Genomic DNA, 22,401 nt, shown 5'->3' on the forward strand with positions numbered 1-22,401 from the left:
CGGCACGAGAGCGAGGCCCCACCGGACGGTGGGGCCTCCACTTCGTTCGATTCCCGGGGTGGGCCGCGTCACGAGGCGGCGTGCGGCGCCTCGGCCGTGCGCAGCAGCTGGTTCAGCATCGGGATCCGGTTCCGACGCACCCAGGCGACCGTGAGGCCGGCGGCCAGCCCGACCAGGGCCAGGATGAACAGGGACGGATCTCCGTTGTAGACGACGCCGAGGATCGTCAGGTGGGCCAGCACGGCGCCGGTCAGGATTCCGGCGGTCAGCAGCCCTCCGATCGCGGCCGTCCGCGGCACCAGCAGCAGCACGACGGCCATGGCCTCGAGCGCTCCGAGCGTGAGGCGGCCGTAGGCTCCGGCACCGAGTGTCTCGAAGAGGGCGATGGTTTCGGGCGCTCCGACCAGCTTGGGCACTGCGGCCATGCCGAGGATGGCGGCGCCGACGATCTGGGCGGTCCAACTGACGGTGCGAGTGGTGCGGCTCGGCGTCGAAGCGTTCATGGTTCCCTTCCTTCGTTCGTTCTCGGGTCTTCGTCTCGATGTCTTCACCCGGAGGTACGCCGGCCTCGGTTCGGTGGGACACCACCGAACGTCAACTCGATGTCACGACGACGACCCCGGGCCGTCCGGCCCGGGGTCGTGTCCCGACGGAATCGTCCACCCGGAATGCGACTCAGGGCTTGACCGCGTAGGTCCCCTGCTCCACGAGCTGCTTCGCGATGCGACGCCGCACGCTCGCGGTGTCGATCGGATCGCTCACCTTGGTGAAGCGCTTCAGTCCGGCGAGCTGCACGCGCAGGTCGTCGCCCTCGCTGGTGTGCGCCAGCGCCTGGCTGCCGGCGTCGAGCACGCGGTGGGTGGTGCGCTGGATCAGCACGTCGACCATGTCCTTCGCCAGCGTGGCGTCCTCGCCGGCGCTCTCGATCTTGCGCGCGCGCAGGACGGCGCTCTCGAGCGCGAAGGTGTCGATGACCATGTCGGCCAGCCACGACAGGACCTCCTGCTCCTTCTGGATCGACGGACCGTACTTCAGGGCGGCCACGCCGCTGACGAGCAGGATCGCCTTCTTGGCGCGCTCGACCTGGTCCATGGCGTCGTCGAAGGTGCCCTTCTCGGTGCCGTTGGAGAAGTCGGGCACGGACAGGAGCGCGTCCTGCACCTGCTTGGCCGCGGCCATCAGGGGCAGCTCGCCCTTCATGGCCCGCTTCAGGAGCATGCCGACGGTGACCATGCGGTTGATCTCGTTGGTGCCCTCGTACAGGCGGTTGATGCGCGCGTCGCGGAAGTAGCGTTCGGCCGGGTAGTCCTCGACGTAACCGTAGCCGCCGAAGACCTGCACGCACTCGTCGACGCAGACGTCGAGCACCTCGCTGCCGAGCACCTTGAGGATGGCGCACTCGATCGAGTGGTCGTCGATGGCCTTGATCACCTCGCGGTCGTGGTTCTCGGCCGCGGGATCGATGGCGGCGATGGCCTGGTCGAGCAGTCCGGCGGTGCGGTAGGCCGCGCTCTCGGCGGCGAAGGTCAGCGCGGCCATGTCGGCGATCTTGCCCTGGATCAGCGGGAAGTCGGTGATCGGCTGGCCGAACTGCATGCGGTCACGGCCATACCGGATCGAGTCCTCCACGCAGACCTTCGCACCGCCGACGGCGCCCACGCCGAGCTTGAAGCGCCCCACGTTGAGCACGTTGAAGGCGATCACGTGGCCCTTGCCGACCTCGCCGAGGAGGTTCGCCTCGGGGATGCGCGCGTCCTGCATGATGAGCGAGCGCGTGCTGCTGCCGCGGATGCCCATCTTGCGCTCCTCGGCGCCGGTGCTCACGCCCAGGATGTCGGCGGGAAGGAGGAAGCAGCTGAAGTGCTCGCCGTCGACCTTGGCGAAGACGATGAACAGGTCGGCGAAGGCGGCGTTGGTGATGAACTGCTTCTCGCCGTTGAGCACCCACTCGCCGTCGTCGAGCTTCGCGGTGGCCTTGGCGGCGAGGGCGTCGCTGCCGCTCGACTGTTCGGTCAGCGCGTAGGCACCGATCTTCTCGCCGGTGGCCAGCTTCGGCAGCCACTCCTGCTTCTGCTCCTCGGTGCCGAAGTACACGATCGGCAGGGTGCCGATGCCGGTGTGCGCGCCGTGGGTCACGTTGAAGCTGCCGCCACGCGCGAGGCTCTCGACGAGCAGCATGGTGCTGGTCTTCGGGACGTCGAGGCCGCCGTAGGTCTCGGGCACGTCGGTCGACAGCAGACCGATCTCGCCGGCCTTCTTCACCAGCTTCACCATGAGGCCCTCTTCCTTGGCCTCGAGCTGGTCGACGACGGGTTCGATCTCGTTGGCCACGAACTCGCGCGTGGTCTGCGCCAGCAGCAGGGCCTCCTGGTCGAAGTCCTCGGGCGTGAAGACCTGGTCGGGGTCGGGGGTCTCGACGAGGAAGCTTCCGCCCTTGAAGCGGGTCTTGCTCTCGGTGCTCACGTTGGTCTCCTCCTCGTGGTGGTTCAGGCGGCCGTGAAGGTCGCGGCCGCGCCCATTCCCCCGCCCACGCACATGGTGGCGAGGCCCTTCTCCTGTCCGGTGCGCTCGAGGTGGTGGAGCAGGGTGACGACGAGGCGCGCGCCGCTGCATCCCAGCGGATGGCCCAGCGCGATCGCTCCGCCGTTGGGATTGACCTTCTCCTGGTCGAGGCCGAGTTCGCGGATCACCGCGAGCGACTGGGCGGCGAAGGCCTCGTTCAGCTCGACGGTCTCGACGTCGTCCTGTGACCAGCCCGCCTTCTCGAGCGCCTTCGGCACCGCAGCCACCGGTCCGATGCCCATGATCTCGGGCGGGACGCCGGCGGCGGCGTAGCTGTGCATGCTGCCCAGGGGCTCGAGGCCCAGCTCTTTCATCACCGACTCGCGCATCAGCAGCACGGCGGCCGCGCCGTCGGTGAGCGGTGAACTGTTGCCGGCGGTAACCGTGCCGCCCTGGCGGAACACGGGCTTCAGTCCGGACAGCACGTCCATGCTGGTGTCGGCGCGCGGGCCCTCGTCGCGTTCGTGGACGTCGTTCTCGATCCCGGTGACCGCGTCGAGCGGGTAGGGGATGCGTTCCTCGGACCAGGCGCCGCTCTCCTCGGCGGCCAGCGCCTTGCGGTGGCTGGCCAGGGCGAAGGTGTCCTGGTCCTCGCGGCTGATCTCGTGGCGGTCGACCAGGTTCTCGGCCGTGAGTCCCATGCCCAGGTACATGTCGGGATGATGCTCGGTCAGGTTCAGGTTCGGCGTGAACGAGTGCCCGCCCATGGGGATCATGGTCATGCTCTCGGTCCCGGTGGCGACGATCACGTCGGCCACGCCGGTGGCGATCTTGGCGTGGGCGGTGGCCACGGCTTCGAGCCCCGACGCGCACCAGCGGTTGAGCTGCATGCCGGGAACGGAGTCGGGCAGCCCGGCGAGTTGGGCGACCACGCGTCCCAGGTTGTAGCCCTGCTCGGCCTCGGGGAAGGCGGTGGCGGCGATCAGGTCGTCCACGCGCTCGGGGGCCAGGGCCTCGTTCCGCTGCAGCAGGGTGCGGACGAGGAAGGCGGTCATGTCGTCGGGACGCACGCCGGCCAGACGGCCCTTCCTGCTGCGCCCCATCGGGGTGCGGATGGCGTCGACGATGTACACGGCTTCGGTCATCGGATTCGTCTCTCCCTCGTGGGTTCTCAGTTCCGCAGCGGCTTGCCCTTCTGGAGCATGTGCTGGATCCGTTCGAGCGACTTGCGTTCGCCGCACAGCGACAGGAAGGCCTCGCGTTCGAGGTCGAGCATCTGCTGTTCGCTGACGATGCGCGGGTTCGGACCGCTCTTGTGCGCCCCGCCCGAGAGGATGTGGCCGATCTTGCGGCCGATCAGCGCGTCGTGATCGGAGATGTAGCGGCCGGCGTGGAAGTTGTGCAGGCCGACCTCGACCAGCGCGAGGGTGTCGGCCCCGCCGACGGGGATCTCCCGGCGCAGCGCCGGCGGCGTGTAGCCGGACCCGGCCAGGGCCAGGGCCTCGTCCTTGGCGGTCTGCAGGAGGTGGTCACGGTTGAAGGCGATCACGTCGCGGTCGCGCAGGAAGCCCAGGTCGCGGGCCTCGTGGGCGCTGGTGCTCACCTTGGCCATGCCGATCACCTCGAAGGCCGCGCGGGCGGCCTTGCGTGGATCGGCGTCGGGGCCGAGGGCGTCGAGCTTGCGCAGGTACAGCTCCTTGGTCCCACCGCCGGCGGGGACCAGCCCCACTCCGCCCTCGACCAGACCGCAGTACAGCTCCGCCGCCGCGACCACGCGATCGCCGTGCAGCGTCACCTCGCAGCCGCCGCCGAGGGTGAGTGAGAAGGGCGCGATCACCACCGGTCGCGCGCAGGTGCGCAGCGACGTGGTCATACGCTGGAACTGACGGATCATGATGTCGATCTCGTCGAACTCGCCCTCCAGTGCGGCCATGAGCAGCAGCGCGAGGTTCGCGCCGGCGCTGAAGTGCTGGCCGTCGTTGCCCACGACCAGGCCCACGCCGTGGCGCTCGACGTGGTCGACGGCCTGCAGCGTCATCTGCACGCTGTCGCCGCCGAGGGAGTTCATCTTCGAGTGGAACTCCAGGCCGAAGACCCCGTCGCCGAGGTCCCAGAGCGAGGCACCGGCGTTGCCGGTGACCTTCTCCGGACCGGTCGGCGTCTCGCGCAGCGTGAGCACGCCCGGGCGCGGTGGCACCGGACGCGTGCCCTCGCCGCCGAGGTCGAGGACGTGCGGGCCGGCCTCGGTGTCGACGTAGAAGCGGTCGTTGCCCTCGGCGAGGTGGCTCTTCACCCAGGCGGGAACGGTGAGTCCGTCCGACTCCATACGGTCGACCACGCGCTGCACGCCGAGCACGTCCCAGAGTTCGAAGGGGCCGAGGTCCCAGCCGAAGCCCCAGCGCATGGCGCGGTCGATCGAGGCGATGTCGTCGGCGATCTCGGCGGCGACCTCGGCCGCGTAGAGCAGCGTGTCACGGGTGATCGCCCACGCGAAGGCGGCGCCGCGTCCCTTGGCCGCCATCAGCGCACGCAGGCGTTCGTGCAGGTCCTCGACGGGGCGCACCGCGTCGATCTCGCCGAAGCGTGCCTTCGGCTTCGGCGCGTACTCCATGGTCTCGAGGTCGAGGGCCTCGATCACGCGGCTGCCGTCCTCGGCGCGCGCCTTCCGGTAGAAGCCCGCGCCGGCCTTCTCGCCCACGAGGCCCTTCTCGACCATCCGTTGCAGCACGGGAGCGGGACGGAAGGTATCGAGTTGCGGATCGTCGGTCGCGCCGTTCACCACGTTCTCGGCCACGTGGAGCAGGGTGTCGAGACCGACGAGGTCCACGGTGCGGAAGACGGCGCTCTTCGGCCGGCCCATCAGCGGGCCGCTCAGGAAGTCGACCTCGGTCGGATTCAGGCCGTGCTCGAACATCAGCTCGACGCTACGGAGAACGCCGTAGGTTCCGATGCGGTTCGCCACGAAGTTGGGGCGGTCCTTCGCCACGACCACGCCCTTGCCCAGGACGTCCTCGCCCAGGCGGGTCAGCGCCTCGATGGCGCCCGCGTCGGTGTCGGGTCCGGGGATGATCTCGAGCAGGTGCATGTAGCGCGGCGGATTGAAGAAGTGCGTGCCCAGGAAGCGGGGGCGAACGTCCTCGCCCACGAAGCCGGCCAGGGTGGCGATGGGGATGCCGCTGGTGTTGCTGCTGAGCAGGGTGTGCGGGCCGATCGCGGCGGCCACGCGGCCGAGCAGGGACTCCTTCACGTCGACCCGCTCGACCACGGCCTCGATCACCCAGTCGGTGTCGGCCAGGGCGCCGAGGTCGTCCTCGAAGTTCCCGGGGCGGATCCGCGCGGTCACCGACCGGTGCACGATCGGCGAGGGCTTGTCCTTCGGCAGGGCCTTCATCGCGTCCAGCACGATGGCGTTGCGGACGTCCGGCGCGTCGCCGGGCGCGGAGTCCTTCGCCGGCAGATCGAGCAACAGCACGTCGAGGCCGCAGTTGGCCAGGTGGCCGGCGATCGCGCGGCCCATCACGCCGGCGCCCAGCACGGCGGCGCGGCGGAGGACCGGAGGGGTCTGGGATGAATCCATGTTCAGCTCCGGGACGCGGCGCGACACGCCGTCGTCGCAGAATCCGGGGAATTCCTGGAGTTTCGAGGGAGCAACCGGTCATCCGTGCCGAGGACCAGCGACTGGCGGTTGCTCTTGTCTCGCGTTTCATGAATGATTATTCATAATCACGGCGCTGGCAAGGGCGGGGTGTGTCGGTGCCGTGAACTCCGGTACCAGTCGCGCCGCGGCTGCTCTCCCGCCCGGGGAGGACCACCATGGACATCGGTTCCACCTCCGCGCGGGACGCCGCGCGGGACGGCGCGCGGGATCGCCGCCGCGACGAGAAGCGCGAGCGCATCCTGGCCGGCGCGATCGAGGCCTTCGCCGCCCACGGCTTCCACCGCGCGCGGGTGAGCGACGTGGCCAAGGCCGCCGGCGTGGCCGACGGCACGATCTACCTCTACTTCGAGAACAAGGACGAGCTGCTCGCGCGGATCTTCGAGCAGACGCTCGATCGCTTCTGGGAGCGCGGCGAGGCCTATGTCTACGGCGTCGAGGCTGCCGACGAGCAGCTGGGTCGCCTGGTCGAGCTGCACCTGAAGTTCCTGGGCGAGAACCGGAATCTGGCGGCCGTCTTCCAGGTCGACCTGCGCCACAGCCCGCACTTCCTGGGCGACGTCAGCCGACGGATCTTCCGGCGCCATCTGGACGAGCTCGGCGCCATGATCGAACGCGGGCAGGAGCAGGGCGTCTTCGCCGACGACGTGCCCCCGGCCGAGGCGGCCAAGCTGGTGTTCGGAGCGATCGATCAGCTCGTGACGAGCTGGGTGCTCAGTCGTCGGAACTATCGACTGGAGTCGATGGCCCCGGTCGCCCAGCGTTTCGTGCTGCGGTCGCTGGGGGCCGAGCCCCGGTCCGACGGCCCGGAATCGTGAACCGATTCACGAGGTCGAGAGGGGTCGTCGGCGTCCGTGGGCTTCTGTATCCTTGGTGTCGACGCCCCGTTCGACGCACCTCCCGCCGGGAGTCCACATGACCACGAAGACGACGTCGATCCTCTCGCTCGGTGCGGTCGCGCTGCTGGCGGTGGTGCCGGTGCACGCCCAGACCGCGGCGTCGCTCGACGACCTGGCCCTGATCGAGCAGGTCGATGCGGCTCTGCACGGCGGGGGCGAGACCCCCGAGCAGCCGGTGCGCTGTCTGTTCCCGCACTTGATGGAGATGGAGGCGCGCGGTCTGGCCGTGGCAGCCCTGGAGCCCGTGCTGGAGCGGGCGACGCTCCTGGAGTACCCGACGCCCGAGGGGCACTTCGTGATCCAGTACTGGAACGACGGTCGCGACGCACTGCCCGACAGCACCGACGCCGACGCCAATGGCGTTCCCGACTACGTGGAATGGGTGGCCGAGGCCATGGAGGAGAGCTACCAGCGCGAGGTGGTGGAACTGGGCTTTCCGTTTCCCACGGGCGGCCGTTACGTCGTCCGTCTCAAGAGTCTCTTCGGTGGCACCTACGGCCTCACCCGTCCCTTCCAGACCAGCTTCTTCGCGGGCACTTTCATCGAGATCAACAACGACTTCGAGAGCTTCTACCGCAGCTTCCCCGACCTGACGAACGACGATCCCGACGGATTGATCCGGGGTGCCATCCGCGTGACGGCGGCCCACGAGTTCAAGCACGCGATCCAACTGGCCGAGGACTGGAACATCGATTCGCCACACACGCAGTGGTTCGAGGTCGACGCCGTGTGGATGGAGGAAGTCGTCTACGACGGGGTGAACGACTACTACAACTACATCCGCAACTCCGGGTCGCCCTTCACGTCGCCGAGTCTCTCGATGCTGAACACTGCCTCGTACGAGGACGCGACCTGGCAGATGTTCCTCGAGCAGGAGTACGGCGTCGACTTCATGCTCGACCTGAGCGAGCGGCGTGCGACCTTGCGCGACGAGTTCTTCCCCTTCGCCTACGAGAACGTGGCCGCGGACCGGCAACTCGTGTGGTCGGACGTCTGGCGTCGCCATGCCCTGTACAACTACCTGACCGCGGACCGGGCGGCGCAGAGCTTCGGCTTCACCGAGGCCGCACACTATCCTCGGGCGCCGGTCGACTCGATCCCCGCGCTGCCCCACACCGAGGAAGGGAAACTCCTGGCCCCCTGGGCCAACCGTTTCCACGAGTTCGACAACTCGGCCGGTGACGCGTCGGGAGAGCTCCGCGTGGTCTTCGACGCCGAGAACCACGGGGACTGGGGCCTGAGTGTGGTCCTGCAGAACGAGACGGTGACGCACGTGGTCCCGCTGTCCTACGACGCCCGACCGGACACCTTCGCGATCCTGGGCTTCGACGTGGTGGACTTCGAGCGCGTGGGCCTCGTGGTGGGCAATGGTCGCACCGCGATGACGACCTCGCCCGCGGACACCTACACGTTCAGCGTCGAACTCGACGATTCCGTCCGCGCCGAGCCGTCCTCGTTCGGGAGCCTCAAGGCTCGTTACTGATCCGACCGGTCCCGCGACAACAGAATTCCAGACCCTCACAACAGGCCGCACAACACGATGTGTTGTGAGGTGCAGTGTTGCACAACAATCAATGTTGTGTGTCGTGTCACATCTCTGGTGTGCATCGGCGTGAAGTGACTGTGAAAAAGAGACTTGAAGGAGTTTTCGGGGTGGCGGAAGCAGTGGCATTGTGGTTGCGTATGGGTCGTCGCGAGGGCGGGATCTGGGCGAGGATCCCGACTCTCGATCCGAAGACCGGAGTTGGCGAGCTCCCCTTCGGAACGACACCCGATCGCCGAGGCAAGGCGGCGTCCCCCGGGCCCTCCCCATCGGAGGCCAAGGGTGGAGGCGCCGGGCGAATCGGGGAACAGCGAACGGGTTCCGGGGAGTTGGCGAGCTCCTCGAAGGTCCCGCCCGGGACCGCGGAACCCGCCGCCGACGATGCCGCAGCCGGTCTTGGCGAGAGACCGGTCGGCGACGGGCTCCGGCCCGAGGAACATCGTCGGCACGATACGGGGCGCCCTTGGCGAGAGGGGCGCCCCGTCAACGTTTCCCCCCGACGGTCTCCGCTCAGCGTTGCTCGGCGGGCGGTACCGGTTCGGTCAGGCCGCGCTGGATCCAGGCGCCTCCGAGATCGCCGAGCCTCCGGACCGCGTCGCGGTAGTCCCCGGGGAGTCGTGGAAAGGCGCGGTGCGGCTCCCCGCGCTCGGCGGCCAGGGCCAGGCGTTCGATCACGCGACGTACGCGACGGGCTGCCCGATGGCGGGCGAGGTTCGACCCCGCGAGACGTTCGACCGCGCCCGACAGACCGCCTTCCTCCAGGAAGGCCTGCAGGATCTCGCCATCGAGGTAGTGGCTCATCTGCGCCCGGTCGACCACGGCCACGTCCTCACCCTCGAGCTTGCGCGCGCGGAGCCTCCGGCTCGCCTCGAGCAGGTTGAACGAGGACTGCCGCCACGCCTGCACCACCTGGGCGCCGGCGTCGAGACCGGCCGGCGAGTCGGGGAAGACACTCCGCACCGGCAGGACGTGGTCGTGACCCCGCGGCGGCCCGGACGCAGAGGGGCCGCCGTCGGTCGGTCCTCCCGGCTCCTCGACGTCGAGGGAGGTCTGGCCTCCGGGATGGATGTTCATGCTCCGGAAGACGTCGTGCAGTGCCGTGAGCGTCACCCGCCCCGTGGTGCGGCTGCGAATGGCCAGCGCCTCGGCCATGTTCTGCAGCTCGCGCACGTTGCCCGGGAAGGGGTAACGGTTCAGCTCGGCGAAGACCTCGGGGTCGACGTCCGGCGGGTCACGCTCCTCGTCGACGAAGAAGCCCTTCAGGAAGGCGCGCGTCAGGACCTCGACGTCTCCTTCGCGCTCGCGCAGAGGGGGTAGACGCACCGGGAACACCTGGATCCGGAAGAACAGGTCCTTGCGGAAGCGCCCCTCGCGCACCGCGGCTCGGAGGTCGACGTTCGTGGCCGCGATCACGCGGACGTCGACCGAATGCTGTTTCTCCCCGCCCACCGGCCGGAATTTGCCCTCCTGCAGGACGCGCAACAGCCGTGTCTGACTGTTCAGGGTCATGTCGCCGATCTCGTCGAGGAAGATCGTCCCGTGGTGGGCCAGATCGAAGGCGCCGCGCCGGTCGCGGACGGCACCGGTGAATGCGCCTCGCATGTGGCCGAACAGTTCGCTCTCGATCAGCTCCCGCGGGATCGACGAGCAGTCCACGATCTCGAGCGGACCCTTGCGCCGCCGGCTGAGCTCGTGGATCGCCTTGGCCACGAGCTCCTTGCCCGTCCCGCTCTCGCCCTGGATCAGGATCGTGGCCCGGCTGTCGGCGAACTCGACGAGGTCGCGGAAGAGTTCGAGCATCGCCGGGCTCTCGCCCACGATCCGGCGGAGTGGGGGGTGCTCCAGTCGAAGCTGCCGCAGGTCGAGGTTGTCCCCCTCGTCGCGGCCCCGTGCGCGGGGGATGCCCGCGGCCCTGCCGCTCTGGACCCGCTCCGGCACCAGGTGGGGCGCCCGTTCGAGCGCCAGCACGTAGAGTTCGGCCAGGCTCGCGAACAGTTCGAGATCCCGCGCGGCGTAGCCCTCGGCGAACAGACGCCGGCCGAGGACCAGGAACCCGAGCAGCCCCTCGCGTCCGGCGAGCGGGCACACGACATCGGCGTCGAGCTGGGTGAGGGCATCGGCGAACTGCTGGAGGAACAGACTCGTCGCGCCGCCGGTGAGCACTTCGTCGGTCCGGACCGGGCGCGGTGCCGGTTCCTCGCGGAAGGCCTCGAGCAGCGAGCGCGACATCCGCAGACGCAATCGGGGTTCGGGGTCGAGCCCGAGCTGGTTGCCCAGCACGAGGTGGTCGCCGTCGCGCAACAGGACGCACGCACTTCCGGCACCGAGCACGCCGATCGCCGACAGCAGCACGCGGCGTGCGACGTCGTCGGCATCTCGGGCGCGGAGCAGTTCGCGACTCGTCTCCACGAGCGTCAACAGCTCGAAGAGCTTCGCCTGGAGCTCGTCCCGGTCCATCTCGGCGAAGTCGAGGTACTCGCCGGCGAAGGGGACTTCGTCGTCGTGGGTTCCCATGCGCGGCAGGCTAGCACCGGCCGGCCCCGGGGGCCACGTCGGAGCCTTCCGGCGGTGGTGGGGCCCGGATCCGGCTGGTAGACTGTTCCGCCTGTCGTGACCCTCACCGCCGGGATCGTCCATGCGTCGTATCGTCAGCCGAATCCAGACCGAGTCCGAGGAGTTCCGTCGCAATCGCGCCTTCCACCGCGAGCAGGCCGAACGGTTGCAGGAACTGCTGGCCACCACCGCTCTCGGCGGGAGCGAGAAGGCCCGCGCTCTGCACACGAAGCGCGGCAAGCTGCTCGTGCGTGAACGCATCGAGCGGCTGATCGACCCGGGCAGCCCCTTCCTCGAACTGAGCCCTCTGGCCGCCCACGAGGTCTACGATTCGCCCGTGCCCGCGGCCGGACTGATCACGGGCATCGGCAACGTCCACGGCCGCCAGGTGATGATCGTGGCCAACGACGCCACGGTGAAGGGTGGGACCTATCATCCGCTGACGGTGAAGAAGCACCTGCGAGCGCAGGAGGTCGCGTTGGAGAACCGACTTCCCTGCGTCTATCTCGTCGACAGCGGTGGGGCCTTCCTGCCGCTGCAGGCCGAGGTCTTTCCCGATCGTGAGCACTTCGGACGCATCTTCTACAACCAGGCGCGCATGAGCGGACTGGGGATTCCCCAGGTCAGCGCGGTCATGGGGAGCTGCACGGCGGGCGGAGCCTACGTACCCGCCATGAGCGACGAGGTGGTGATCGTCGAGGAGCAGGGCACCATCTTCCTGGGCGGACCCCCACTGGTCAAAGCCGCCACCGGCGAGGAGGTCAGCGCCGAGGACCTCGGTGGTGGTGACGTGCACACCCGCCTGAGTGGCGTGGCCGACCACCTGGCTCGCGACGACGAGCACGCCCTGAAGATCGTGCGCGACATCGTCGAGAACCTGGGCCACCGCGACCTGGCCGCGATCGATCGCGCCGAGCCCGAGGATCCGGCCTACGACCCGGAGGAACTCCTGGGCATCGTGCCCGACGACGAGCGCAAGCCCTTCGAGGTGCGCGAGGTGATCGCGCGTCTGGTCGACGGTTCGCGCTTCCACGAGTTCAAGGAGCGCTACGGCAATACGGTCGTCACCGGCTTCGCCCGCGTCCACGGACAGCCCGTCGGGGTCATCGCCAACAACGGTGTCCTGTTCAGCGAGAGCGCGCTGAAGGTGACGCACTTCATCGAGATGTGCGGGCAGCGCCGGGTGCCGCTGTTGTTCCTGCAGAACATCACCGGGTTCATGGTGGGCCGGAAGTACGAGACCGGCGGCATCGCGAAGGACGGGGCGAAGATGGTCAGTGCCGTCAGCAGCGTGGCGGTACCGAAGTTCACGGTGGTGATCGGTGGCAGCTACGGCGCGGGCAACTACGGCATGTGCGGGCGGGCCTTCCAGCCACGGCTGTTGTTCATGTGGCCCCACGCGAAGATCAGCGTGATGGGCGGAGAGCAGGCGGCCAACGTGCTGGCCACGGTCAAGAAGGACCAGCTCGCGCGCGAACAGAAGTCCATGACGGCCGACGAGGAGGCCGCCTTCAAGCAACCCATCCTCGACAAGTACGCCGAGGAGGGTTCGGCGATCCACAGCACGGCCCGGTTGTGGGACGACGGGATCCTGCAGATGCCGCAGACCCGGGACGTGCTCGGGCTGTCGTTGGCGATGGCGCGCAACGCTCCCCACGCCGAGAGCCGGTACGGCATCTTCCGCATGTAGCGCTCAGTCTTCGCGCCGCCGGCGCGGTGAGATCGGTAGAGGTCCGCGCCGGAGCAGTCCGTCGACACGGCCCGGGCGCAGCGGCATGACCCGGCCGCTGGCGAAGAAGGGGAAGTCGAAGTCGAGCTCCTCTCCGGCGGCCCGTCCCGGCATGGGCATGAGCCGCGCGGTCAGCGGCTTCTCGAGCCGGAGCGCCAGGGCGCCGAGGTCCAGCAGGCAGGCCACGATGCTCTCTGCGTCGACGTCGCCGGGCAGGGGCACGGTGTCGAGACCGGTGCCGCAGACGGTCGAGGCCAGGAGCAGGTCCTCGATCCGAAGGCTTCCCTCGGCCGCGCGGCGGGCCAGCGTGTCGTCCTCGAGCACCGGCAGGAACAGACCGCTGAATCCGGTCCGCGGGAAGCGGGCGCGGTCGACGGCGCTGGTGATCATCGCGGCCGCCGCCACGCTGCCGGGCCGACCCACGGCATCGACACCCATCGACTCGATCGTGGCCCCGATCGAATCTGCGTTCCGGGGAAAGGGTGCGGGGCTGAAGTCGATTCCCCCGAAGCGCGCGGTTCCGCTCCGCTCCAGCGTCCGCGCCACCGACTCGATGGACGCGGCGGCCTCCTCGATCCGGTCGACGAGCCGGTCGAGTGCCCGGGCCGGCGACGACGCCTCGGCGAACGCGCTCCGGGCGAGGTCCGCGGCCTCGGTCGCGACGGCGAACTCGGCGGGTGCCCCGGCCCGCGCGTACGCGGACGGCAGGAAGGGGACGCCGGCCGGAACGCGGGCCAGGGCCGAGAACCGGAGATTGGCGAAACCGTTGGGCTCGATCGGCGCCGCGGCGAGGATCACGTCGGCGGCATGGGCCGCCTGTTCCCCGAAGAGTTGCCCGTGGCCGTCGTCCATCTGCAGCGTCACGAACACCCGCTGCGTCTCGTCGAGGATCCGCGGGAGGGCCTCGACCCAGCGGTGCGGATCCCCGGGACGGTGCGGACCGAGTGCCGCGTAGTCGATCCCGCGGTCGTGGGCCCTGCCTTCGATCTCCCGGGCGAGTTCGATCAACGCGTCCGGGGAGCGAGCGGGCTCCACGACGTCGCTCAACGGGGGAAGCGCCAGGCGCACCGTCTGGACCTCGAATCCGGCGTCCACGTAGGCCGCGCGGGCACGGCCCAGGAAGCCGGCCACGGCGTCCACGCCGTCGAGGTCCGCGCAGAAGCCGGTGATCGATCGGATCTTCATGGACGAGCGCTCCCGAGTCGGGGTCGACGTGATCTCTTGCTCCGAGAACGCAAACCCGTCGAGGGGTCGCGGCAGGAGCCGGCACCGGGCGACGAAGCACCGGGCGACGAAGGCCGACGGTCCGATGGACACAATCTCTACCACGATCGCATCGATGTCTCGACACTGGCGTCGGGTGGCTCGTGATCGCATGATGGGGGTCATGACCGACCCCGAGCCCGGCTTCGTGCCCTTCACACTGCCCGATCTGTCCGAGGACGAGCGCCAGGCGCGCGGACGCGCCTGGTTCGAGGAACTCGACCGCCGCCGCAGCGTGCGCGACTTCTCCGACGCGCCGGTGTCGCGTACGTGCATCGAGTGGGCCATCCGGGCGGCCAGCACCGCTCCGTCGGGAGCGCACCGCCAACCCTGGACCTTCGTCGCCGTCAGCGCGGACGAGACCAAGAAGCGTATCCGCGAGGCAGCGGAACGGGAGGAGCACTCGTTCTACGAGGGCGGGCGCGCGCCCGACGAATGGCTGGACGCGCTCCGGCCCATCGGGACCCACTGGCAGAAGCCCTTCCTCGAGACCGTCCCCTGGATCGTGGTCGTCTTCGAACAGTTGTCCGGCTACGACGAGACGGGGAGGCGCCAGCGCAACTACTACACGAAGGAGAGCGTGGGCATCGCCTGTGGGCTCTTCGTGGCGGCGCTGCACCGGATGGGGTTGGTCACGCTGACGCACACGCCCAGCCCCATGGGCTTCCTGCGCGAGATCCTGGGGCGGCCGTCGAACGAGCGGCCCTTCATCCTGTTCCCGGTCGGGAGGCCGGCGGACGACTGTCGCGTGCCCGACCTGCGGCGCAAGGAACTCGACGAGGTCGCGATCTTCGATCCGCGGCCGCAACGGCCACGGGGTACGGGGCCCGAGTCCACACCCGACCCGACACCCGACCCGACACCAGGAGACGATCGATGAGTCTCGAAGCACTGTACGTGGCCCACGTCGGCCGCGTGATCGCCGACACCGAAGCCGCGCTCGAACGCTCGAAGGCGGCCGGGGCCGCGTTCGACGGGGTCGTCTTCCACGCCGGGGGCGAACTGCTCGTCCACCGTGACGACCAGACGCACGTCTTCCGCCCCGACTACCACTTCGCGCGCTGGGTGCCGCTGGCCGGTCCCGACCATCTGATCTCGTTCGAGCCCGGCCGGAAACCCCGGCTCGTCCGGGTGGTGCCGAAGGACTACTGGTACGAGTCGCCTCCGCCGCCACCGGTCGACATCACGCGGGTCTTCGAGGTCGTCGAGGTCGAGGACGTCGACGAAGCCGTCGACGCGCTGCGGTCGCGCCCCCGCCACGCTTTCGTGGGGGCCGACGGCGAGGTCGCCGAAGCTCTCGGTCTCGATCCCGGCGCGCAGGAGCCCGAGACCCTCATGGCGAGCCTGGACTGGTCGCGGGGGACCAAGACCGATTACGAGGTCGAGTGCCTGCGGCGGGCCGGCTCGCGCGCCGCCCGTGGGCACCGGATCGTCCGGGAGGGGGTGGCCGCCGGTCGCAGCGAGCGGCAGATGCACCACGACTACCTGGCGGCGACCTCGATGGTCGAGGACGAGGTGCCGTACCCGGCGATCATCGGCTGGGACGATCACGCCGCCGTTCTGCACTACACCCGCAAGGACGTCACGCCCCCGGCGCCCGGCGGCGTTCTGCTGATCGACGCCGGGGCCAGTTTCCAGGGCTATGCCTCGGACGTGACGCGCACCTACGTGACCGACAAGGCCCCGTCACGCTTCGCAGAGCTGCTCGACGGGATGGACGACCTCGAGCGGGAACTGGTCGACGCCGTCGGGCCCGGGGTCCCCTACGTCGACCTGCACCGGCGGGCCCACGAAGGCGTGGCCAGTCTGCTCGCCGACACCGGCGTGTTCCGATGCCCGGCCGCCGAGGCCATCGAGAAACGCCTCAGCCTCCCCTTCCTCCCGCACGGCCTGGGGCATCACCTGGGCCTGCAGGTGCACGACGTGGGAGGGCGGCAGGCCGATCCGTCGGGAACGACCGTGGATCCGCCCGAGGACTTCCCGCACCTGCGGACGACGCGCACCCTCGAGCCGGGGCACGTGGTGACGATCGAACCGGGTCTGTACTTCGTGCCGATGCTGCTGGATCCGCTCCGCGAAGACGAGCGTGGGGCCCTGGTCGACTGGGACCTCGTCGACGAGTTGCTGCCCTTCGGTGGGATCCGGATCGAGGACGACGTGTTGGTCACCGAGGACGGGCGCGAGGATCTCACGCGCCCGCAGATTCCCGGTCACCGCGACTGAGGGTGCCCGCCACGGGCGTGACGGGCCGAGAACTCAGTCCACGTAGACGACCATGCGGCCGTTGCCGTAGCCGTCGATGTTGATGTCGAGACCGGTCTTCTGCTCGGCCTCGCCGAACCAGGCCACCAGACCCTCGCCCGCCTCGTCGGGAGGCTCGGAGTAGTGTCCGAGCTTCAGGCGGGGCGTGCCGGGGCTGTTGAACAGGCCGGCGCAGACGTTCAGCACCTCACGGAAGTTCTCACTGAGGTTCTCGGCGACCTGTCCCGCGCGGATGCTGTCCTGGGCCATGCTGGCGGGGATCAGCGAGAGCGCAGCGCCGCCGTAGGCCGCGGTCGCGACGTCGCACGCGATCACGGCGCCGAGGGTGCCGTCCTCTTCGTCGTAGACGGCGAAGATCCAGTTCGCGGTGCCGTCGAAGTCGACGGCGGGGTTCTTCCGGGCGGTCGTGTCCTTGCCGAGCAGGCTGGTGAGCATCTCGGCGATCTCGACGGCCGTCGGGCTCGCGTAGGTGAGAGCAGCCATCGTTCCTCCGGTCGGGAACAGCGGTGTGGTTGGAGCCGGGGGTCGCCTTCTCCGGTGGCGACGACGATCAGCTCTTGTTCATGAGGACGACGAGATAGGCTTCGATCTCCCCCAGAGCGACCTGGGTGACCTGGAGGTCCTGGCGGTCGTTCGGGGAGATGTGCCCGTGGATCATCGTCGGCAGACCCAGCGTCAACCCTCGATAGCGGCTGTCCATGACCTGCTTCAACGAGCCGGCCAGGATGTTCACGATCTCGCCGAAGGCGTCGGCCATGACCGAGTCGGTGAGCTCGGGGTCGCCGGCTTCCATCATCATGAGGGCGCCGGCGAGCCGCCGGCAGTCCCCGCGTCCGGCGGCGATGCCGATCTGCATCTGCACCTCGGGCGAGATGAGGGCCAGATAGGCGCCCGACATCTGCAGCGAGAGCTTCTCGGCCTCGCCGACACGTCGGCATCCGGCGGTGATCGAGAGGGCCTCGCGCGCGACTTCGTCGGTGGCGCGGACGAGACCGTCCGACCACTCCTGACAGGGAGTCGTCACGGTCATGAGACGGCCGCCGCGATGTTCTCGGAGAAGTCGTTCGCCGTGAAGGGCTTGCTGATGAGGAACGCCGCGCCGGCCTCCTGGGCCTGCTGGCGCATCTCGGTGGTGCCCTCCGACGTCACGAAGCCGAAGTTCACGTCGTTGCCCTCGGCGCGCAGGGCTCGCAGGAACTCGATGCCGTTCATCTCGGGCATGTTCCAGTCGCACAGCACGATGTCGGGTGCATCGGCCTTCACGGCGTCGAGACCTTCGCGGCCGTTCGTGGCCTCGCTCATGGTCGCGTCGCCGTAACCGGCCTGCTTCAGGGTGCGCTTGACGATCATACGCATGGCCTTGCTGTCGTCCACGATCAGGATCTTCATCCGGGTTCCCCCTCGGTCGTTTCTCGTTCGGCCATATCGGCCGATGCTCCGGCAGTTGCTGCCGGTCCTCGTGTGACGTCGTTCCGTTCAGGCGACGTTCGCCGGGTCCTTCCGGCCCGTTTCTGCATTCTTCGCCGAACGGTGGGTGTCCGCACCCGCCTCGTTCACTTCGGCGAGCACGACGCGTACCGGTTGACACTCGCTGCGGAATCCGACCCGCGTGACCGGATGACTTCCCGGCACCGCGAGGCGCGTGTGGATCCCGGTGGCCACGGTCGGCAGGGAGAGCTGGCTCGGTCCCGGGACCAGGCCCTTGACGTTGCCGCCGATCATGTTGGCGACCTCGCCCACGGCGTCGTGCAGCAGCTCGTCGTCGACCTCGTCGTGCTCGAGTTCGAACATCGCGGCGGCGATGGCGATCCCGAGGGTCGACGGGCACGACAGGATCACGCTGCCGTTCCAGCCGCCCGAGATGTGCACGCACGCAGACACGGTCTCGTCCCCGTCGGGTGGATGGTGGTCGTCCTCGACGGGTTCGATACCCATGGCCAACACGGTCTCCCACACGGTCCGCGTCAGTTCGATGACTTCGGCTTCCAGGAATTGCATTCCCGTTCCTCCTCGAGTGGTCAGCGGACGCGGTACACCACGGTCCTGCCGAGCCGTACGATCTCGAAATCGTCGGCGAAATTGATCACGGTCTCGGCCCCACCCAGGAAGAGGGTGGCACCGGGGGCCAGGACGCTCTTCAGGCGTCCGAGGATCTGTCGCTTGGTGTCGGGATCGAAGTAGATCAGCACGTTCCGCAGGAAGACGATGTCGAACTTCGGCATGCTGGGCCAGGGTTCGACCAGGTTCATCTTGCGGAACCGGACCAGTCGGCGGACCTCGGGCTTGATCTGCCACTGGAGGCCGACCCTCTGGAAGTGTTTGACCATGAGCGGCGCGGGCAGCCCACGGTTGATCTCGAGCTCGCTGTACGCGCCCGAGCTGCTCTTCTCGAGCATCTCGTCGGAGATGTCGGTGCCCAGGATCTCGACCTGCCAGCCGTTGATCTTCGCCCCGAAGTGCTCCTGCAGGGTGATCGCGATCGAGTAGGGCTCCTGACCGCTGGAGCAGGCGGCACACCAGACCCGTAGCGAACGATTGGACTGGTTGCGCTCCAGGGTCCCGGGCAGGACCTCGGTCCGGAGGGTCTCGAAGGGATGGTGATCGCGGAAGAACGAGGTCTCGTTCGTGGTCATCGCGTCGATGACTTCGCTCTGCAGCGCTGCGGAGCCGCCGGACTGGAGCTTCGTCACCAGCTCGCCCAGGTCGGTCAGGGAGTGGGCGCGCAGGATCGGGTGCATGCGCGACTCGACCAGGTACTCCTTGCCCGGCTCGAGCACGATTCCGGCGCCGCGGTAGACGATCTCGCGGATCACGTCGAAGTGGCTGGTCGCGATCGTCATGGTGTCACTCCCGCTCGGACCGGGTTCTGGCTCGCGCGGGCACCGGCCCGTACGACGCTCGTGATCTCGGACGCGATGGAGTCGATCGACACGATCGAATCGGCCAGCCCTTCCTTGGCCACGTGACCCGGCATTCCCCACACCACCGACGACTCGGCGTCCTGGACGACGACGTGGGCCCCGAGTTCGCCCAGTTTCCGACAACCCTCGAGTCCGTCGCGGCCCATGCCCGTGAGGATCACCACGAGCACGCGGTCGCGGTGCGTCTCGACGATCGAGTCGAGCATGACGTCGACAGCGGGTCGGCAGGAGTTCACCGGAGGCCCGTCGTCCAGCTTCACCCGGATCGCGCCCTCGGATCGGACGAGCGTCAGGTGCCGGTCGCCGGGGGCGAGGTGGACGTGACCCGGCTCGACGACCACGTCGTCGCTCGCCTCGGTCACCCGTAGCGACGACGCTCCGTCGAGTCGTTGTGCCAGGAGCTTGGTGAACAGCGGTGGCATGTGCTGGGTGATCACCATCGGGACACCCAGATCGGCGGGAAGGGATCCGAGCACGGTGGCCAGCGCGTTCGGCCCTCCGGTGGAGACCCCGATCGCGACCAGGTCGACGGAGCTCTTCCGTTCGCGGCCTCGCGGCGGGGGCACCGTGTCCGGAATCGCGACCGAGGGTCGAGACTCCGGAGTGCTCGGCGTCGGACCATCGGGAGGCGGGTCGCTTCGTGTCGGCCGTCGCCGGATCGAGTGCGTTTCGACCAGCGAGCGCAGACGGGGGAGCAGTTCGTCGCGGACGGCCTGGAAGGCTCCTTCCTGACTGTCCTGGTTGCTGGGTTTCGCCACGCAGTCACTGGCCCCACGGGCCAGGGCCTCCAGGGCCGCCTCGCCGCCCTGCGTGGTCAGCGTGCTGAACATGACGACCGGCAACGACCGGTCGCGGGCCCGGATCGCCTCGAGGGTCTCGAGGCCGTTCATCACGGGCATCTCGACGTCGAGGACCACCGCATCGATGTCGTGCTGCTCGAGGGCGCGCAGCGCCAGGTGACCGTTGGCCGCCGACGCGGTCACCTCGAAGTCCGGGTCGCTGCCCAGGATCCTCTTCAGCGCGCGGCGGATGAACGCGCTGTCGTCGACGATGAGGATGCGGATGGTCATCGTGGTCCGTTCCTAGGCCGTCACGCCGAGCATGTTGAGCTTGTCCTGGAGCGCTTCCTTGGTGAAGGGCTTCATGATGTACTCGTCGGCTCCGGCTTCGAGGGCCTTGACGACCTGGGCGGTCTCGGTCTCGGTCGTGACCATGCACAGCTTCATGGAGGCGTACCGGTCTTCCTTGCGGACGGCCTTGACGAATTCGTAGCCGTTCATCTCGGGCATGTTCCAGTCGACCAGCGCCAGGTCGAAGGGTTCGCCGCCCTGCAGCTGCTCGAGGGCCTCGGCCCCGTGGCCCGCCTCGACGACCTCGGCGCCGATGGATTTCAGCGTCTTCTTCAGGATCATGCGGATGGCGCGGGAATCGTCGATGACGAGTACTCGCATTCTGCCCACCTCAACGATTGGCCACGTCGCCCTCGAGACTCGTGACGAGTCCGGTGAGCTCGGTGGTCATACGGGAGAAGTCCTCGATGGCGGCGCGGGTCTCGTCCGCCCCGGAAGCGGCGCTGCTCGCCGCCGTCGTCAGTCCGGCCATGTTGGCGCGGATGTGGACGCCGCTCTCGGCGGCGTCCTTCACGTTGCTGCGGATCGCGTCGGCGGTGCCGGCCTGTTCCTCGACGGCGCCGATGATCGATTCCTGGATCTCGTTGATCCGTTCGACCACCGTGCCGATCTGCTGGATGGCGCCCACCGCGTTCTGGGTGTCGTTCTGGATCGCTTCGATCTTCAGGCCGATGTCGCCGGTGGCCTTGGCCGTCTCGTTGGCGAGCTCGCGGACCTCGTTGGCCACGACGGCGAATCCGCGTCCGGCCTCGCCCGCGCGAGCGGCCTCGATGGTCGCGTTCAGGGCCAGCAGGTTGGTCTGCTCGGCGATCGAGTTGATCAGCTTGACCACGTTGCCGATCTCGGCGCTGCTCTGGCCGAGACGGGTCACGTTCTCGTTCGTGTTGCGCGCGGCGTCGACCGCGTCGCGGCCGACCTCACCGCCGTCGCGTGCGCTCGTGGCGACGGCATGGATGGTGTCGCTCAGCTCCTGCATCTTGTTGCTGACGGCTTCGACGCTCGTGTTCACGCGGTCGAAGTGGGAACTGATCATCTGCGCCTTGTCGGAGGTCTGGCCGGCGTTGCCGGTCATCACGAACATCAGGTCGCTCATCTGGCCGGCGGCCTGGGCCAGGTCGCGGACACTGCGGGCGACAGGGGTGGTGCGGTCCTGCACCGCCTGTTCGTGGTCCCGCACGCGGTCGACGATCCGGCGGACCCACGGCGCGGCCAATCCGTTGAGATCGAGCTGATCGGTCCGGTCGTGCGCGAGGGCGTCGGCCATCTCCTCGAGCGGCGAGAAGATCGTCCGCTGGGCGAGCCACGCTCCGCCCACGGCCCACGCCACCGCGAGACCGAGTCCCGGCATCCATCCGGCCACGGATCCCACGACCACCGACGTGCCCGTGCCCAGACCGACGAGCGCGCCGCAGAACAGCGCTTCGCGGCTCGACCGCGATCCCGATGTCGTCTTGGTCGTCTCGTCCACGACGTCCTCCTCGGCTTCCACGAGGTCCGGTGTGATCAGGCGGCCGCGCCCTCGAATTCCATGAGCTTGTCCGGATCGAGGATCTGCAGCAGGCGGCCCTCGAGCTTGTACACGCCCGCGAGCAGGGCGCGGATCCGGGGATTCACGTTCTCGGGGGCGGCTTCGAGCAGGTCGTCGGCCGGCGACATGACGTCGCCGATCTCGTCGACCAGCAGGCTGACGCCGCCGTCCGGACGGCGGATCACGACGTTGATCGGACGTCGTCCGTCGGAGCGCGGTGGCAGACCGACGCGCTCACGGAGGTCGACCGCAGTCATGATCTGCCCCCGCAGGTTGATGAGGCCCCGGATCACCGGAGCGCTCAGCGGGACCTCGGTCATCTCCTGGAAGCGCAGGATCTCCTGGACACGACCGACTTCGATCCCGAAGAAGTCGTCGTCGAGGTAGAAGGTGCAGTACTGCGTCTCGTTGGGCAC

At 68.8% G+C, this 22,401-nt stretch carries 20 protein-coding genes; 5 read left to right on the forward strand and 15 right to left on the reverse strand.

All coding sequences use genetic code 11. The features are described from left to right. Positions 1 to 68: 68 nt before the first annotated feature. The 4 genes from VKA86_07300 to VKA86_07315 all read right to left on the reverse strand — a co-directional run bounded on the left by VKA86_07300 (position 69) and on the right by VKA86_07315 (position 6,079). On the reverse strand, positions 69 to 503 hold the full coding sequence (locus VKA86_07300) for a DoxX family protein (protein HKK71007.1): 435 nt from the start codon (positions 501 to 503) through the stop codon (positions 69 to 71). 172 nt (positions 504 to 675) lie between these two features. Then, a complete protein-coding gene (locus VKA86_07305) occupies positions 676 to 2,463 on the reverse strand; it encodes an acyl-CoA dehydrogenase family protein (GenBank protein ID HKK71008.1) in 1,788 nt (595 codons plus the stop codon). A gap of 23 nt (positions 2,464 to 2,486) precedes the next feature. After that, a complete protein-coding gene (locus tag VKA86_07310; protein ID HKK71009.1) occupies positions 2,487 to 3,647 on the reverse strand; it encodes a thiolase family protein in 1,161 nt (386 codons plus the stop codon). 26 nt (positions 3,648 to 3,673) lie between these two features. After that, the gene (locus VKA86_07315; GenBank protein ID HKK71010.1) at positions 3,674 to 6,079 is read right to left on the reverse strand and encodes a 3-hydroxyacyl-CoA dehydrogenase NAD-binding domain-containing protein; all 2,406 of its coding nucleotides are present in this window, start codon (positions 6,077 to 6,079) and stop codon (positions 3,674 to 3,676) included. Positions 6,080 to 6,315: 236 nt separating this feature from the next. Between VKA86_07315 and VKA86_07320 the strand changes: the two genes are divergently transcribed. Both VKA86_07320 and VKA86_07325 read left to right on the forward strand, forming a co-directional pair. Next, positions 6,316 to 6,975, forward strand: coding sequence for a TetR/AcrR family transcriptional regulator (locus VKA86_07320; GenBank protein ID HKK71011.1), 660 nt, complete (start codon positions 6,316 to 6,318; stop codon positions 6,973 to 6,975). 97 nt (positions 6,976 to 7,072) lie between these two features. Continuing rightward, positions 7,073 to 8,539 (forward strand): MXAN_6640 family putative metalloprotease, encoded by a 1,467-nt coding sequence (locus VKA86_07325; GenBank protein ID HKK71012.1) that lies wholly within the window; start codon positions 7,073 to 7,075, stop codon positions 8,537 to 8,539. A 570-nt stretch (positions 8,540 to 9,109) separates the two neighbouring features. Here VKA86_07325 and VKA86_07330 read toward each other — a convergent pair. Then, a complete protein-coding gene (locus VKA86_07330; protein ID HKK71013.1) occupies positions 9,110 to 11,113 on the reverse strand; it encodes a sigma 54-interacting transcriptional regulator in 2,004 nt (667 codons plus the stop codon). A 121-nt stretch (positions 11,114 to 11,234) separates the two neighbouring features. On the opposite strand from VKA86_07330, the gene VKA86_07335 reads away from it, so the two are divergent. Further along, positions 11,235 to 12,842, forward strand: coding sequence for a carboxyl transferase domain-containing protein (locus tag VKA86_07335; protein ID HKK71014.1), 1,608 nt, complete (start codon positions 11,235 to 11,237; stop codon positions 12,840 to 12,842). Between the two features lie 3 nt (positions 12,843 to 12,845). Here VKA86_07335 and VKA86_07340 read toward each other — a convergent pair whose 3' ends face one another. Next, positions 12,846 to 14,066, reverse strand: coding sequence for a DUF711 family protein (locus VKA86_07340; GenBank protein HKK71015.1), 1,221 nt, complete (start codon positions 14,064 to 14,066; stop codon positions 12,846 to 12,848). A 124-nt stretch (positions 14,067 to 14,190) separates the two neighbouring features. Here VKA86_07340 and VKA86_07345 point away from each other — a divergent pair, with 124 nt between their 5' ends. Then, complete coding sequence (locus tag VKA86_07345) at positions 14,191 to 15,024, forward strand: nitroreductase family protein (GenBank protein ID HKK71016.1); 834 nt, start codon at positions 14,191 to 14,193, stop codon at positions 15,022 to 15,024. Then, the gene (pepQ, locus tag VKA86_07350; protein ID HKK71017.1) at positions 15,021 to 16,367 is read left to right on the forward strand and encodes a Xaa-Pro dipeptidase; all 1,347 of its coding nucleotides are present in this window, start codon (positions 15,021 to 15,023) and stop codon (positions 16,365 to 16,367) included. Before VKA86_07345 ends, pepQ begins: the two co-directional genes overlap by 4 nt. A 33-nt stretch (positions 16,368 to 16,400) precedes the next feature. Here the strand turns inward: pepQ and VKA86_07355 are convergent, their stop codons facing one another. From VKA86_07355 to VKA86_07395, 9 genes are all read right to left on the reverse strand, one after another. Beyond that, positions 16,401 to 16,889: a hypothetical protein gene (locus VKA86_07355; protein ID HKK71018.1), complete on the reverse strand. Its 489-nt coding sequence runs from the start codon at positions 16,887 to 16,889 to the stop codon at positions 16,401 to 16,403. A 67-nt stretch (positions 16,890 to 16,956) separates the two neighbouring features. After that, complete coding sequence (locus tag VKA86_07360; protein HKK71019.1) at positions 16,957 to 17,436, reverse strand: chemotaxis protein CheX; 480 nt, start codon at positions 17,434 to 17,436, stop codon at positions 16,957 to 16,959. Then, complete coding sequence (locus tag VKA86_07365) at positions 17,433 to 17,795, reverse strand: response regulator (protein ID HKK71020.1); 363 nt, start codon at positions 17,793 to 17,795, stop codon at positions 17,433 to 17,435. The genes VKA86_07360 and VKA86_07365 overlap by 4 nt, the downstream gene beginning before the upstream one ends. An 87-nt stretch (positions 17,796 to 17,882) precedes the next feature. After that, a complete protein-coding gene (locus VKA86_07370) occupies positions 17,883 to 18,404 on the reverse strand; it encodes a chemotaxis protein CheX (protein ID HKK71021.1) in 522 nt (173 codons plus the stop codon). A gap of 20 nt (positions 18,405 to 18,424) precedes the next feature. Then, a complete protein-coding gene (locus VKA86_07375; GenBank protein ID HKK71022.1) occupies positions 18,425 to 19,246 on the reverse strand; it encodes a protein-glutamate O-methyltransferase CheR in 822 nt (273 codons plus the stop codon). After that, complete coding sequence (locus VKA86_07380) at positions 19,243 to 20,397, reverse strand: chemotaxis response regulator protein-glutamate methylesterase (protein ID HKK71023.1); 1,155 nt, start codon at positions 20,395 to 20,397, stop codon at positions 19,243 to 19,245. The genes VKA86_07375 and VKA86_07380 overlap by 4 nt, the downstream gene beginning before the upstream one ends. A 12-nt stretch (positions 20,398 to 20,409) precedes the next feature. Further along, positions 20,410 to 20,778, reverse strand: a complete 369-nt coding sequence (locus tag VKA86_07385) for a response regulator (protein HKK71024.1) — start codon at positions 20,776 to 20,778, stop codon at positions 20,410 to 20,412. A gap of 10 nt (positions 20,779 to 20,788) precedes the next feature. Next, positions 20,789 to 21,925, reverse strand: a complete 1,137-nt coding sequence (locus VKA86_07390) for a methyl-accepting chemotaxis protein (GenBank protein HKK71025.1) — start codon at positions 21,923 to 21,925, stop codon at positions 20,789 to 20,791. A gap of 35 nt (positions 21,926 to 21,960) precedes the next feature. Beyond that, positions 21,961 to 22,401, reverse strand: coding sequence for a chemotaxis protein CheW (locus VKA86_07395; protein HKK71026.1), 441 nt, complete (start codon positions 22,399 to 22,401; stop codon positions 21,961 to 21,963).

This window comes from Candidatus Krumholzibacteriia bacterium (assembly GCA_035268685.1).
Classification (GTDB): Bacteria; Krumholzibacteriota; Krumholzibacteriia; order JAJRXK01; family JAJRXK01; genus JAJRXK01.